Source organism: Nitrobacter vulgaris (assembly GCF_002028545.1).
GTDB classification, from domain to species: Bacteria; Pseudomonadota; Alphaproteobacteria; order Rhizobiales; family Xanthobacteraceae; genus Nitrobacter; species Nitrobacter vulgaris.
Genome location: NZ_MWPQ01000051.1, coordinates 29,280 through 43,033, shown reverse-complemented (window position 1 = coordinate 43,033; position 13,754 = coordinate 29,280). Strand labels below are relative to the sequence as shown.

General features: G+C 56.6%; 11 protein-coding genes and 1 pseudogene. 7 read left to right on the top strand and 5 right to left on the bottom strand.

Features of this window, described 5'->3' with window-relative positions:
* Positions 1-60 precede the first annotated feature (60 nt).
* The 3 genes from B2M20_RS14405 to B2M20_RS14395 all read left to right on the top strand — a co-directional run bounded on the left by B2M20_RS14405 (position 61) and on the right by B2M20_RS14395 (position 6,477).
* Complete coding sequence (locus B2M20_RS14405) at positions 61-1,572, top strand: protein adenylyltransferase SelO (protein ID WP_079447743.1); 1,512 nt, start codon at positions 61-63, stop codon at positions 1,570-1,572.
* 224 nt (positions 1,573-1,796) lie between these two features.
* Positions 1,797-4,607 carry a malto-oligosyltrehalose synthase gene (treY, locus tag B2M20_RS14400; RefSeq protein ID WP_079447742.1) on the top strand — a complete coding sequence of 937 codons (2,811 nt, stop codon included), beginning with the start codon at positions 1,797-1,799 and terminating at the stop codon, positions 4,605-4,607.
* Between the two features lie 322 nt (positions 4,608-4,929).
* The gene (locus B2M20_RS14395) at positions 4,930-6,477 is read left to right on the top strand and encodes a sensor histidine kinase (RefSeq protein WP_079447741.1); all 1,548 of its coding nucleotides are present in this window, start codon (positions 4,930-4,932) and stop codon (positions 6,475-6,477) included.
* A 184-nt stretch (positions 6,478-6,661) separates the two neighbouring features.
* Here the strand turns inward: B2M20_RS14395 and B2M20_RS14390 are convergent, their stop codons facing one another.
* Entirely contained in the window at positions 6,662-7,111 is a 450-nt protein-coding gene (locus tag B2M20_RS14390; RefSeq protein ID WP_173816023.1) for a DUF2231 domain-containing protein, read from the bottom strand.
* Positions 7,112-7,636: 525 nt separating this feature from the next.
* On the opposite strand from B2M20_RS14390, the gene B2M20_RS14385 reads away from it, so the two are divergent.
* A complete protein-coding gene (locus B2M20_RS14385; protein ID WP_079447739.1) occupies positions 7,637-7,858 on the top strand; it encodes a hypothetical protein in 222 nt (73 codons plus the stop codon).
* A gap of 50 nt (positions 7,859-7,908) precedes the next feature.
* On the opposite strand, the gene B2M20_RS20855 is transcribed toward B2M20_RS14385, so the two are convergent.
* On the bottom strand, positions 7,909-8,346 hold the full coding sequence (locus B2M20_RS20855) for a hypothetical protein (RefSeq protein ID WP_244553525.1): 438 nt from the start codon (positions 8,344-8,346) through the stop codon (positions 7,909-7,911).
* A gap of 294 nt (positions 8,347-8,640) precedes the next feature.
* Between B2M20_RS20855 and B2M20_RS14375 the strand changes: the two genes are divergently transcribed.
* The 3 genes and pseudogenes from B2M20_RS14375 to B2M20_RS14365 all read left to right on the top strand — a co-directional run bounded on the left by B2M20_RS14375 (position 8,641) and on the right by B2M20_RS14365 (position 11,589).
* Positions 8,641-9,480: a class II glutamine amidotransferase gene (locus tag B2M20_RS14375; protein ID WP_079447737.1), complete on the top strand. Its 840-nt coding sequence runs from the start codon at positions 8,641-8,643 to the stop codon at positions 9,478-9,480.
* Between the two features lie 5 nt (positions 9,481-9,485).
* Positions 9,486-10,367: pseudogene (locus B2M20_RS14370) on the top strand (asparagine synthase-related protein); the annotation flags it as partial.
* Positions 10,357-11,589 carry a carboxylate-amine ligase gene (locus tag B2M20_RS14365; protein WP_079447735.1) on the top strand — a complete coding sequence of 411 codons (1,233 nt, stop codon included), beginning with the start codon at positions 10,357-10,359 and terminating at the stop codon, positions 11,587-11,589. The pseudogene B2M20_RS14370 and the gene B2M20_RS14365, both read left to right, overlap by 11 nt.
* Here B2M20_RS14365 and B2M20_RS19595 read toward each other — a convergent pair.
* From B2M20_RS19595 to B2M20_RS14355, 3 genes are read right to left on the bottom strand one after another with little or no spacing between them, the layout of a single operon-like run.
* The gene (locus tag B2M20_RS19595; RefSeq protein WP_158081544.1) at positions 11,582-11,728 is read right to left on the bottom strand and encodes a hypothetical protein; all 147 of its coding nucleotides are present in this window, start codon (positions 11,726-11,728) and stop codon (positions 11,582-11,584) included. The two genes, B2M20_RS14365 and B2M20_RS19595, sit on opposite strands and share 8 nt — an antisense overlap.
* A 45-nt stretch (positions 11,729-11,773) precedes the next feature.
* Positions 11,774-12,625, bottom strand: coding sequence for a PI-PLC domain-containing protein (locus B2M20_RS14360; protein WP_079447734.1), 852 nt, complete (start codon positions 12,623-12,625; stop codon positions 11,774-11,776).
* A gap of 57 nt (positions 12,626-12,682) precedes the next feature.
* The gene (locus B2M20_RS14355; protein WP_079447733.1) at positions 12,683-13,705 is read right to left on the bottom strand and encodes a hypothetical protein; all 1,023 of its coding nucleotides are present in this window, start codon (positions 13,703-13,705) and stop codon (positions 12,683-12,685) included.
* Positions 13,706-13,754 lie beyond the last annotated feature (49 nt).

Sequence of the window (13,754 nt, the reverse complement as noted above, 5' to 3'; positions counted from 1 at the left end):
CGTTGAGGCCGGAACGGGTGAACCTTGCTTTTTTAGGACGGAGGGACGACTCTTAGAATCATGAGATCGCTTGCAGAAAGTTCTACGTCCGCGGACGCGGCAGGGCCCATTCCGTTCGACAACAGCTATGCGCGGTTGCCGGAGGCGTTTTATCAACGCGTGAAACCGTTAGCGGTAGCAGCGCCGAGGCTCTTGCGCGTAAATGACGCGCTGGCTTGCCAACTGCGCATCGATCCAAGGTTTCTCGAGAGCCCGGAAGGCGTCGCTGTCCTCTCTGGCAATGAGATCGCGTCTGGATCCGAACCCATCGCGCAGGCCTACGCAGGGCACCAGTTCGGAGACTTCGTGCCCCAGCTCGGCGACGGGCGGGCCGTTCTGCTTGGCGAAGTCGTGGACGTTGCGGGTAAGCGATTCGACCTTCAGCTGAAGGGCTCTGGCCGAACCCGCTTCTCGCGGGGCGGTGATGGCCGCGCCGCGCTCGGTCCCGTCATCCGCGAATATATCGTCAGCGAGGCCATGGCTGCGCTTGGCATTCCTACAACACGCTCGCTCGCCGCGGTGTTGACAGGCGAAAACGTCATGCGCGAGCGGGCGCTGCCGGGCGGAATTCTGACCCGCGTTGCGTCGAGCCACCTGCGCGTCGGCACGTTTCAGTACTTTGCCGCACGGGGGGACATCGAAAACCTTCGCGCTCTGGCCGACTATGCGATCGCCCGGCACTACCCGGAAGCGCGCTTGGCTGAGGACCCCTATCGGGCTTTCTACGACGCGGTCGTCGCAGCGTTGGCCCGGTTGTCGGCAAGATGGATGCTTGTTGGATTCATCCATGGTGTTCTGAACACTGACAACACCGCGATTGGAGGCGAGACGATTGACTACGGGCCGTGCGCTTTCATCGACGCCTACCGGCCTGACAAGGTTTTCAGTTACATCGACCAGTTCGGACGCTACGCGTTTGCAAATCAGCCCGCCGCCGTGGCATGGAATTTGGCCCGGTTTGGCGAGACATTGCTACCGCTCATAGCGGATGGCGGTGACAAGGCGATTGAAGCTGCAAATGCCTCGATCGCCGGCTTCGATGATCACTTCAATGCCGCATACCTTGCAGGCATGCGTCAGAAGCTCGGCCTCGCGCGCGCGGTGGAAGGCGATCTCGAACTCGCGTCTGATCTCCTGAACCGGATGGCGGAGAATGATGCGGATTTCACGTTGACTTTCCGCGCCCTTTGCGAGGCAGCCGCCCATGCCAAAGGCGATGTGGACGTACGGGGGCTATTCACAGACCCTTCCGCTTTCGACGAATGGGCTGGACGATGGCGGGAACGCCTGTCGCTTGAAGAACGGTCGGCCGAAGCGAGGCGCACCGAGATGCTGTCCGTCAATCCGATGTTCATCCCGCGCAATCACCGCATCGAAGCGGTCATTCGGGACGCTGAAGCGGGCCGCTTTGAAAAGTTTCACGAACTCGTCGAGGTGCTGGCGCATCCCTTCGACGACCAGCCGAAGTTTGCTGACTATGCGAAGCCGCCCCAACCGGAGGAAGAAGTCCGGCAGACTTTCTGCGGGACATAACCGCTAGGATGCGTGCAGGGACTGCGCCTCCCGTTTCTTTCAGATGTGGGTAACTCTTGCCGGCGCAATTCGCCTAAGCACGACAGACAACTCGGGCTTTGCGTAGGGAACTCTTGCAACATCCAAAAGTTGAAAGAGGCTATCACCGACCGCATGGCAATTTCGTCGATCAGGTCAACGTACCGGCCCTCTTTTGAGACCCTAATTGGCGGCGGATATACCGGATGACTCTTGATCGACAGGGCCAGCCTGACCGCAAGCCGATCCCACGCGCCACCTACCGGCTGCAGCTCAACAAGGATTTCGGCTTCGATCAGGCGGCGGCGCTCGCGCCTTATCTCGCCAGGTTGGGAATAAGCCATGTCTACTGCTCACCCTATCTGCGGGCTCGCCCCGGCAGCACGCATGGCTACGACATCGTCAGCCACACCGAACTGAACCCTGAGCTCGGCAATACCTCAGCCTTTGAGCGGATGGTTGCCGCGTTCCGGGAGAACGGTCTCGGCCAGATCCTTGATTTCGTCCCGAACCATATGGGGGTGGGCGGTGCGGACAATCCGTGGTGGCTGGACGTGCTTGAATGGGGTCCGGATTCGCAATTCGCAGGCTGGTTCGACATCGATTGGGAGTCGGATCGCAGCTACCTGCAAGGCAAACTGCTGGTCCCCTTCCTGGGCGAGCAGTACGGTGCTGAACTCCAGTCGGGTGCGCTCCGACTCAGGTTCGATGCGGAAGCCGGCTCGCTGGCCGTGTGGGCATACGACAACCACAAGCTTCCGATCAGCCCGCTTCACTACGAGCGCGTCCTCGGCGATAACCATCCGGACCTGGAGCGCATCGGCGACGCGTTTGCGCACCTCTCGACATGGCGGCCGCATATCGTCCGCCGGGCTTCGGATCTCAAATTGGAGCTGGCCGAGTCAGTCAGGGAAAACCCCGATCTGGCGATCGCGATCCAGGCCGCGGTGGACCGTTTCAACGGCGAGATTGGCGAACTGCAAAGCTGGTCGCAACTTGACGCGTTGATTCGCGACCAGCACTGGCGCGCAGCCCACTTCCGCGTCGCGGCCGACGACATCAACTACCGCCGCTTCTTCAACATTAATGACCTGGCTGGGATCCGGATGGAGCTCCCTCAGCTTTTCGACCATGCGCACTCGCTGGTGTTCCGCTTGCTCGAACAAGGAGTGCTCGACGGAATCCGGCTGGATCACGTCGATGGTCTTCTCGATCCGAAAGGGTATTGTTTGCGCTTACGGGAAAAGGCGCCATGTCCGTTCTATCTCGTTGTCGAGAAGATCCTTGCGCCGCATGAAAACCTGCGTGATGACTGGGATGTCGAAGGGACGACTGGCTACGAGTTCGCTAACCTCGTCACCGGTCTGCTGAACGATCCGGCGGGTCAGGAGGATCTCACGCGCCTTTACGCCGACTTCACCGGTGAACGGGCCTCCTTCAGTGCCATCGTCCGCGATTCGAAGATGCGGATCATGGAGAACGAGATGGCGAGCGAACTGAACGTGCTGGCCAGGGAGGCAGCGCGGGTGGCGCGCTCGAATCCGCGGACCGCTGACTTTACCAACAACGTCCTGCAACGGGCGCTAAAAGAAATTATCGCCGTTTTTCCCGTCTACCGCACATATGTTGACGGACGGAGCCCGCCCACCCAAGCAGACCGCCGCGATATCGATTGGGCCATGGCTCAGGCCCGCCGCAATGGTGCTGCCTTGGACCCCAGCGTTTTCGATTTCCTCCACCAACTCCTGACTTGCGATCTCGTTGCCGAGCCGCGTAGCGGATTCAGCCGCGTGGAGGTGGTTCGCGTCGCAATGCGCGCACAGCAATATAGCGGCCCCGTAATGGCCAAGGGCCTCGAGGATACCGCCTTCTACCGCTACAACCGGATGCTGGCGCTGAATGAGGTCGGCGGCCACCCTGACCAGTTCAGTGTAAGCGTATCCGCCTTCCACCACGCCAATGCCCAGCGGGCGAAACGAACGCCGCATGCCATGCTGAGTACCGCCACGCATGACACCAAGCGCGGCGAGGATACGCGGGCGCGGCTGGCGGTGCTATCGGAGATGCCGGACGAATGGGCCCAACACGTTGCACTTTGGAGTCGGATGCTGCGGGCGCGCAGCGCAGGAAATCCGGACGCAGCGCCGCCAGATCGCAATGACGAGTATGCGTTCTATCAACTCCTGCTCGGAGCATGGCCGGCCCAACTTTCAGCGGGCCAGCTTGATCCGGAGGAAGTGGACGCCTTTCGCAAGCGGATTGAAGGCGCCATAACGAAAGCCATGCGTGAAGCCAAGGTCCATACGACCTGGGCTGCGCCGAACGCCGCATACGAAGACGCCGTTTTAGAGTTCATTCGCTACGCGCTGGACACGTCGCGAACCAATCCCTTTCTGGAATCTTTTTCCGCGTTTCAGCAGCGCGTGGCTACCTTTGGCGCTCTCAACAGCCTTATTCAGGTCGTGCTGAAATTCACGGCGCCCGGCGTGCCCGATCTCTATCAGGGCGCGGAACTCTGGGACTTCAGCATGGTCGATCCAGATAATCGTCGTCCCGTTGATTACGACATCCGGAAAGCATCACTGGCATCCGTGGAATCGGGCAGGGGTGATCTTCCAGAGCTTCTGGAAAACTGGCGTGACGGCCGTTTAAAGCTCCGCCTCATTGCCGAGACGTTGGCGTTGCGCCGTCGCGAACCGGAACTGTTCATGCACGGTTCGTACGAAGCGCTCCACGGCACAGGTCCGCAGGCAGATCGCCTCTGTGCCTTCATGCGCACCAGCGAAGATAGCGCGCTGGTGACCGCGGTGGCTTTGTACCCGTCCCGTGGGCATGGGGCAGATACATGGGGCGACTGCACTCTGACTCTATCGTCTGAGGTCGTTCCGCAGCGATGGTCAGAGCTGTTCAGCGGACGTGAGTTCATACTGTCGCAAGGGTCGTTTCTAGCACGTGAGCTGTTCGCCAGCTTGCCGGTCGCGCTGCTCACGCCTTCCCGGAATTTGCCGCCCGCCTGAGCCTGTGGGCGTTCGAATTTCGTGTACAGATTGATATGACCCATCGCCGTGAGCTGCCGCGTCGGGGAACTCAATTGCACGCCATTGTATCAGCCGCCCGCCTGTTTCTATTTACCGCAGGAAAGGCCAATTCTGATCAACTCCCTTGAGAAGTTCCCATCGGGCGCGTGGGCAGGGCGAAAACTCGGGGTAGTATCGCTGCCGCGATTCGGGAGAGTGCAAAAGTACTCGGCACAACGCGCAATTGATGAATCCCAATTGACACACTGTGCAATGTTAAGCTTGAGACTGGCGCAGGAAGCTGAGATCCAAAGCCGCAACGATGATAAGCTGGTTCAAGACTGCGACCAATCCGCGCTGGGAATGGCTTTATTTTCTGATTTTTGCCGCAGCGTACTCCGTACTCTGCATTTTCGGCTTTCGCACGGCAAACAACAATGTCTTGTCGCTGATCTGGCCTGCCAACGCATTCATGCTTGGTATGCTCGTGCGCTTTCCTTTATTGGCGCACCCCGTGGGATGGGTGGCCTGTCTTGTCGGATTTGTTATTGCGGTTCCAGTTACCGATTACGGCCCAATAACGAGTGCGGGACTGGCTGCATACAATTTCGGTATCGTGGCGGTCGGCCATGTCGTGCTCTCCAGGGCCGATCCGGCTGACCAACGTCTGGAGCGTCGGACCTCGGTTTTTTACCTTCTTTTTGCGGTGGGCGCCGCATCCATATTCGCCGGCATTGTTGGGTCGATCCTGGTCGGTCCTTTATTCTACGATCCGGCAGCGGTCAGCTCTTTTCGATACTGGTTTTCAGTTGAGCTTATAAACCAGCTCGCCTTTTTGCCGATGATCTTGTCCTACCCGGAGGGCCGTAAATGGGCGCGCCTTCAACTGCCGCATCCGACCTTTCACGATCAAGTGCCGATTATTGTGTTGGTCCTCTCGGCCGTTACCGGACTCTTTTTCGGAGGAATGGGGGCCCTCGCATTCCCTGTACCGGCCCTTCTCTGGTGCGCAATTTCCTATCGCGTGTTCCTGACGGCCTTGCTGACCTTTGTCTTTTGCATATGGGTGATCATAGCGACAACTCTGGGCTATATTGACGTTTCACATGTTGATCAATCGCTCGTGTTGTCGATCAGCATGGGGGCTGCACTTATTTCCCTGGCCCCTCTCGTCATCTCCACGACGACTGCGACACGAAATGAAATGCTGAACCAGCTTAGACACCTCGCGGCTGAGCGTGAGATCGTGGCCAATGAACTCGATCATCGGATCAAAAATCTGTTCACGCTGGTCAACGGGCTAATCAGTTTATCAGTTCGTGACAAACCCGAGATGAAACCGCTGGCAGGCATACTAAGAAGCCGGCTCACGGCATTGCATCATGCGCATGGTCTCGTCCGCACCGCGCACGCAACGTCGGTTGCACGGGGAGGATCGGTTTCATTAAAGGAACTTATTGGCGCTCTGCTTCGGCCTTATGAGAGTGCGGGAGATAAACATTTCACGGTCGACGGTGATGACGTCCTCGTCAATGGTGGAACCGTTACACCGCTGGCTCTCGTTTTCCACGAACTGGCGACTAACTCCACCAAATATGGTGCGTTGAAGCATGCCGACGGCATTTTGGGAGTCCATATCAGTCGCGATATCGACGGCCTGCGTATCAAGTGGACGGAAAAGGCTCCAGTGCAAACCGGCTATTCTGATGCGGCCGAAAGCGGCTTCGGATCGAAGCTTCTGGATCTAGCGATCAACCAACAATTGCATGGAAACTACGTCCGCGCTCGTACAGAAGACGGTTTGGATATCGAGATCATTCTGCCGAGCAAACTTTTCAGCGAAGTCCCATCCAGTCTCCCGGCCTTGTAGACCAATTGGACCAATCTGAGTTTCCTTGCTTGCCTTTGCGTGAATGTGCTCTCGCCAGAACCGCTCCGCACAAAACATCAGGATATAACGCTGGGAATGTGCAAAGATCGGCCGCCAGGAAGGCGGCCGATCCCGAGCATTGAATGAAATCGCGGAAACCGGCTTAGAATCCGGATTTCGTTTTTTAATCGGCAACTCCGACCCGGTGGCGAAAAACCATTTCGCCGCCCTTCCAGCCGGAAAACGCCAGGCCGAGCACGACAAGGCCCGAGAGAACTACGCCGGTTGGAACGATGACAGAGCTGCCGTGATCGAACCGCCAGTACCAATTAAAAGCCGCGATCAACAGAGCGAGGGCATTGCCAATCGCGTGAAGCCGCGTATCCGACAGGTTGCGCACACGATCATCCCCTAGAACTTCGACAAGGCCTGTCACAGCAGCCAACGCCGCGGTAACGAGGCCTATGCCGAGTAACCACAGCGAAGCCGTTGCCCAAAATCCGTTCGAAGTCGCGGCGAAAGCAAGATCGGAAACGAACGCCAACACAAAGCAAGCAATGGGAAAAGCTATTACCATTGGATGGATGGGGTGGCCGGCTATCTGCGCGGTAGAACGTGGGTTGTCTGTTGCCATAGGAAGCTCCCTTGTTGGGCGGGCAACAATTTTCCTCGCGGTCCGTTCCTTTTCGAGGGTGTAAATTGCGGCGCCGATGGCAGCGACGCATGATTGCGTGTCACAAGGTTTGCCTTTTTGTCGCCGACAGATTGCAGATGATGAACGCCAAAGGCCCGTTCGTTCCGTTCCGGCCGAATTACTCGTCCCGGGGATGGTCAGGACGCAGGCGAGGGACGCAAGAGCGCATGTCGGGAAACGAGGGCGTTTTCGTTTGTTCTCGCTCTTTGGCCTTGACTGATGTCGCCGGTCGAAGCTTATAAAATATGCCCATCCGTAGTGAGGATGGCCGATGCAATCCGGCTGGCGGTGGAGCTCGTGATGGTCTAAGAAACGATCAATAACAAAAGCAACAGCCGGTCCCCACGAACGGACATCAACTCATCAGCCTTAAGAAATCAAACGCCTTTTAGCGGGCTTCGTTGCTTGTCCTTGTGAACTCATCCCTCCTTTAACAACAACGAACCCAGGCGGTATTCGCTCATCATGCCGATTTTCAGTTACATCATCACAGACCTGGCCGAGCGTAAATCAAAACCCATCAAGGTCCCCTTGCAGACCCATGAGGAGGCCGTCATGTACGGAACACTCTTGGCTCGAGAGATGCTGGGTGACACGCCCGACCTGACCGATAACGGGATGTGCATTACTATTCTTGACGATGTCGGTAAAACCGTCTCCATCCTGCCTTTTGGTTCTGTTAACTGACCGCAAAAGTGCTGAGATTGGTTTGACGAGTCGAGAGATTCTTTGTGTCACTACAAGGAATCTTTTCTTGAGTTCCGTAAAGGAACCGCCACGACGTATGCACGTTCATCTTGGCTATGGACACCACTACCCTTGTCGGGTTCTTCGCAGCCTTTTGCACCTCGATCTCGTACTTTCCTCAACTGAAGAAGTGCTGGCAAACCGGCAAGGCGGGGGATCTGTCCCTCCTGATGTTCAGCATTCTTACCACCGGCGTGGGGGCGTGGGTGCTTTACGGCGTTCTCAAGCACGACGTCGTTATCGTCATCGCGAACGCCGTGAGCTTCTGCTGCCTGTCCGGCATATTGTGGTTCAAGCTCAGAGAGAAGTTGGATCCGGCTTGAACAGCTAGGTGCGGAAGGCTTCCCTGCTGGTTGCGAACCAAAACTGCCCGGCGTGTCGAAACTGCTGACGGTCGGGGTGAAGCTCTCTTTGGCTGCATCCGTCATGTGCCTGGCCTTCGGTGATTGTAAGGACGGCGATCGGCAGCCCGCAGGCGCTCCACCATTGCATGGATTTGGTCGTCAGCCGCCGCGCGAGCGACCAGTCCGAACAAATGCCGCAATCTCGTTTTGGAGATGGCCGTAAACCAAGTAGGCTTCGCCAGCCCCACCATGTCTATGAGGCAAGGGATCATTCCGGATTTCGTGCTGTTCCAACAGAGGGAACTTGAAGTCCCCCGCACTGTTCCTTAAGCAACGTTTGTGACTTTGTTCCTGACACGTGGAAGAAAAGGCTCATCAATGTGCAGGTGGATCGCTTATCGAGGAGAGACTCGGGCATTCGAACAATACGTCACAGAGCCCGTTCATTCTCTCATCGCTCAAAGTCTGCGCTCGCTTGAGGCCACCGCTCGAACGAACGGAGATGGATTCGGTCTCGGCTGGTACGGTATTCATCCGGAACCCGGTCTCTATCGGGAGACGCGGCCGGCGTGGTCGGACGAAAATCTGCGCTATCTCTGTCGCCATCTGGAGTCTCACATGTTTTTCGCTCATGTCAGGGCGGCGACCTGTACGGCGGTGACGCGGCAGAACTGCCACCCGTTCGTGTGCGGCCAATGGATGTTCATGCACAATGGCTTCATCGGTAGCTGGAACCGGCTCCGGCGGAGGGTAGAAAGTATGATTTCCGACGAGTTCTATCCTTCGCGGCTCGGTACGACCGACTCCGAGGCAGTATTCCTTGCCATGATGGGCGCGGGGCTTGTCGAAGATCCCGTGGGTGCAACGCGCCGGGTAATGTCCGAACTATGCAAGTTGGTGAACGAAGAGGATTACCGCGAGCCTGTGCGCTTTACGTCGGCACTGACCAATGGCCATGACCTGTTCGCATTCAGGTTTGCAGAGAATGATAGTGCCAACTCGTTGTATTACCGGACCGCCGGCGATGGACTTGTTGTCGCTTCCGAGCCGCTCGATAGGGAATCCGGATGGGAGGAGGTTCCCACCAATCATGTGTTGATCGGAGCCGCGTCAGGCTCAATCGATATCGTTCCATTTCTCCCATCTGAACTCAGGCAGCTCGGAGAGGAACGCTGGTCGGCTCAAACAGTTGTCGCAGGCGCCGGTAAAGGTAAATAGGGCGCGAGGAGTTCCGACGAAAACAAATGTGCGGATATTCTGATCTCGTCGCGCAACGGTTCGGGACCAAGCACGAGCAAATACGGATCGATGCAAATAAAGCGCTGGACACGCTCCCGGCCGCGATCAGGTCCATGTCGGAGCCAATGGTCAGCCACGACGCGGTTGCGTTCTATCTACTTGCCTCTGAAGTGTCCAAACGAGTCAAGGTGGTGCAAAGCGGTCAGGGCGCGGACGAGTTGTTCGGTGGCTACAGCTGGTATCCATCCTTCCTCTTCGCCAATGATGCCACCCAGCAGTATCAAACGTCCTATTTCGACTGGAAGCATTCAGATCTGACGGAGCTATTATCGGAGGAGTTCATTTCGGACGATTTCAGCAGAGACTTCGTCGACACGTTCTTCACTCAGGCCGAAGCCGTCTCTCCTGTCGACAAGGTGTTGCAGATCGATGGTGAGATCATGCTCGCCGACGATCCCGTTAAGCGCGTCGATAACATGACCATGGCTTTTGGCCTCGAAGCGCGGGTTCCTTACCTCGACCATGAAGTGGTGGAGCTTGCGTCGCGCCTCCCTGCGGCACTGAAAGTCAGCGGTGGCGGCAAGCACATCCTCAAAAAGATGGCTCGGCGCTATGTGCCGAACGAGGTCATCGACCGATCGAAGGGGTACTTTCCACTGCCTTCCCTGCGTTACCTGAATGGTCCATTCCTCGACTTCGTCCGCGATATGATGACATCCGCCAAAGCGAGAGAAAGAAGTTTGTATCGGTACGGTTTTATCGATCACATGTTGCAACACCCCGAAGCTGAAATGAGCCCAAAGGGCCACTCGCGCTTATGGCAGGCCGCTGTTCTCGAAGCGTGGTTGCAGGCACATGCAGTGTGATCCGAAAATACTCAAAACGCTGCGTCTCAACCTCAGTCGCGACGGTGGCCACCTCATTATCCGATCGGCCGCTGGGCGTGAGGAAGTCAGCGAGTATTCGTTCGGTATCGAGGAGGAATACTTCCTGGCAGACAGAGAAACCTTCGAAGTCGCAATGCAGACGCCCAATGAGCTGTTCGAGGCTGCAAATTGGTCCACAGGCGGCCTGGCCACGCGGGAGATGTTGCAGGCTCAGCTCGAAGTCGCCACGAACATCCATGGTGATATCAATGACGCCCGCGAGGAATTGAAGTTTTTGCGCCGCGAGGTTGCGGCCGTTGCATCTCAATATGGGTTCGTCATCATGGCCTCGGCTACGCACCCGACAGCCTCCTGGCGGCTTTCGCAGCCCAGTCCGAAGGTGCGTTATGAAGAGATGATCGAAGATTTCAAAGCGGTTGGACATCGGAACATGGTGTGCGGGATGCACGTTCACGTGCAATTGCCCGATGCGGACCGGCGGTTCGCGGTGATGCGCGCGATGATCCCCTACCTCCCGATTTTCATTGCACTCTCGACCTCCTCTCCCTTCTGGAATTCGGCCGACACGGGCCTGAAGGGCTATCGACTCGCCGCTTACGACGAGTTACCCCGCAGCGGCCTTCCTGAACTATTCGAGAACAAGCAGGAATTCGAAGAGTACGTAGCTGCCCTCGTCAAATCGGGCGTTATGCCGGACGAAAGCTATGTCTGGTGGGGGCTGCGTCCATCTTCACGACACCCGACGCTGGAGCTGCGTGCTCCTGACGTGTGCACTTACGTTGACGACGCTGTGGCAATCGCGGCGCTATATCGCTCCCTTGCGCGTTACCTCTACGAGCGGCCCGAGCTGTCAAAACGAGTGACGGGCGTCGATCGTGCGATCGCGGTCGAGAACAAGTGGCGAGCCCAACGTTATGGAATAAGCTGCATATTCGTGGGAAAAGACGGTCCGGTCGAAATTCACGACGTGCTATCGACGCTGATTGAACAAATTTCCGAAGATGCGGCGAAGCTCACGTGTCAACGGGAGTTGGAGGACTGCAAGAGAATACTCGAGCGGGGCGGCTCCGCCGATGCCCAGCTACGGATATACCGAGACAACGCACTCAATTTGACTGAGGTTAATCGCTGGATCGCCGAAACGACGGCGGCCGGCCAGATGGGAGCGGCGTGCTCGGCGACCGAGAAGGCGGTCATTTAAGGAGCTCGGCATCAAACAGGATCGAAGATGAGCAAACCCTTGCCGCTTCTTGTTTTCGACCGGCGATCAGTGAGTTATTCGACAAACTCATGGACGACAGCGCATCAAGCGTCGAGAAAAAGCGTGCGGTGCGGATCACCTGTCTCTTCTCTTTTACACCAGAGTTTTAGTGTACTGGAGTGACTTAAATTGCTCTGCCTTCCCGAACGCCAAATTCCAGGTAGTGGCAACCCGCACCTATGTCACTCAAATGCGCCAGATCAGCATACCTCTTCTTGTAAGATTTTGCATCGAACCTGTCCGGTAACGCGCCAAGTGAATATGAACTGAAAAAATTGACTCCTGCATCCAGCAGTTCTTTCTCACGACACAGAGAGATGTCCTGGCCGTGGAAGTATACGTCGGCCAAACCTGTCAAGCGCGTCATACCCTCACGGTGAAGATTTTCGACTTGCTTGCCAGGAATTTTCCATCTGACACTTATTCCGAGCGCGTCCAACTCTGATGCGGCATTGCGAGCGAAGTCATAGGCCTCGTCTGAGTAGGGATCCGAGTCGTAGTGCTTCCACAAAGCTATCACGGCCTTTCGGATTCCGAACGGGCGACAAAAATCAACCCATTCACGTCGATAGACCTGATAGTATAGCCGGTCCAGAAGAGATCCGTGGCGGTTTGTCAAAAATTGCAAAAAATCGGGAAACTGAAAATCCGGAAACTTCGCGTCGATGATTATCTTTGTGTCTGGTAGAATCTCTAACAGTCGTTCGACCATATCGAACGTAACAGGATTGAATCTTTCGAACACCCGCAGGCGCTGAAATTCATCCTGAGTTATTGAGGCGAACTTCTTTTCAACCCCGTAGAATCTCCTTTCAGCTTCGTCGTGAGCCAATGCGAAGCCGTCAGCCAACTTGACGCAATCGAGCTCGATCTGCCTCTCACCAGATGCGAGCGAAGCAAGGACTGCTTCGATCGAATTGGTTTGTATATATCCGTCTATCTGGCCTCCGCCGTGGATGATCGTCTTTCCTGCCATCGCCGACCGCCTTTGATTACGCCAACGTTTGATTGATCATGTGCGCGCGAGAAGCTTTCATTTAGGGCCACGAAGCTGGCTGGCATAGTATAGAGCCAGACTCGTGAGGCTATCCGGATCCGTCTCCGGCAAAGCATGTGTTGGACGCGAGGCCCACGATTGAATGATCGCCTGTTGGGGGCGAAGCTTATGGTCGTCCTCGAAAAATTTGATATGGCTCTTCGCGTTGTCGATCCACTCTCTGTTGGTGCGGTCAGTCGGTAGTCCGTTATAAATTATGCCGACAGCTCCTACCAAGTTCTCTGCACGCAAGGCCTCCAGCAGATCATAAAAACGTAGCGCAGCGGCTACCTGTTGTGAGCCGGCGGAAAACGGTACGTCTAATTGCATGAACGAGATGCGTGATCCCAGACGCTCGCGAAGCCCGCGAAGCCATCGTCGCGTCTCAGTTTCCCATTCCGGCTGATATGCGACGCCGCTCGGTTCGATGTCTCCGATCGTCACCGTCGGGAATTCGTCGCGATAGATCCGAAGCACGGGCATCACGAGATCGATGACCCCCTCTATCGAGAGCCGGCATCCGGGCTTCTTACCGGGAAGCCCTTTGTAATAGCGCCCGAACCAGAGTGGTTCGTCTATTGCGATGTAGGCGATCGAGCCTCCTGCCTTCTTGATTTTTTCTGAAATCAACTTCGCACGGGAGATCGTCGAATAGCCTTCTACCCCAGGTCCCCCACATGCCGGTTTCGCCACCGGGGTGTTCATCACTCCCGCTTCAACCGCGATCGAAATATGACGACTATTGAGATTCTCCACGATCAGGTTCACTTGATCCTGAGGGGCATGTTCGAGATACGAGCCGTAGAGTTTGAAAACGCTTATGACCTGAGCCGCATTCCGCCAAGGAGCGTCAGATTTGAACATATCCAGAAAATCGACTGCGCGATTCAGGGGAGAAGGAGGGACGGAAGCTTGAGGCGCGATCCAGATCTCGGTTGCTGATAGGATGCCAAAGGCTCCTGAGACCAGCAGTAAGAGAATTGAAATTGTTGAGCGAACGAAAAGCCGCTGCTTTCTCATTTCCGCATCCGACGATCGGGACGGGTCCAAGCACTCGGCCCTGGGTTTG

Excerpts from the sequence above, each read along its gene's own strand:
- B2M20_RS20855 (WP_244553525.1), bottom strand. The coding sequence starts at position 8,346 with ATGACGGATGCAGCCAAAGAGAGCTTCACCCCGACCGTCAGCAGTTTC.
- treY (WP_079447742.1), top strand. The coding sequence starts at position 1,797 with ATGACTCTTGATCGACAGGGCCAGCCTGACCGCAAGCCGATCCCACGC.
- B2M20_RS14360 (WP_079447734.1), bottom strand. The coding sequence starts at position 12,625 with ATGGCAGGAAAGACGATCATCCACGGCGGAGGCCAGATAGACGGATAT.
- B2M20_RS14390 (WP_173816023.1), bottom strand. The coding sequence starts at position 7,111 with ATGGCAACAGACAACCCACGTTCTACCGCGCAGATAGCCGGCCACCCC.
- B2M20_RS14375 (WP_079447737.1), top strand. The coding sequence starts at position 8,641 with ATGTGCAGGTGGATCGCTTATCGAGGAGAGACTCGGGCATTCGAACAA.
- B2M20_RS14395 (WP_079447741.1), top strand. The coding sequence starts at position 4,930 with ATGATAAGCTGGTTCAAGACTGCGACCAATCCGCGCTGGGAATGGCTT.
- B2M20_RS14355 (WP_079447733.1), bottom strand. The coding sequence starts at position 13,705 with ATGAGAAAGCAGCGGCTTTTCGTTCGCTCAACAATTTCAATTCTCTTA.
- B2M20_RS14365 (WP_079447735.1), top strand. The coding sequence starts at position 10,357 with ATGCAGTGTGATCCGAAAATACTCAAAACGCTGCGTCTCAACCTCAGT.
- B2M20_RS14405 (WP_079447743.1), top strand. The coding sequence starts at position 61 with ATGAGATCGCTTGCAGAAAGTTCTACGTCCGCGGACGCGGCAGGGCCC.
- B2M20_RS14385 (WP_079447739.1), top strand. The coding sequence starts at position 7,637 with ATGCCGATTTTCAGTTACATCATCACAGACCTGGCCGAGCGTAAATCA.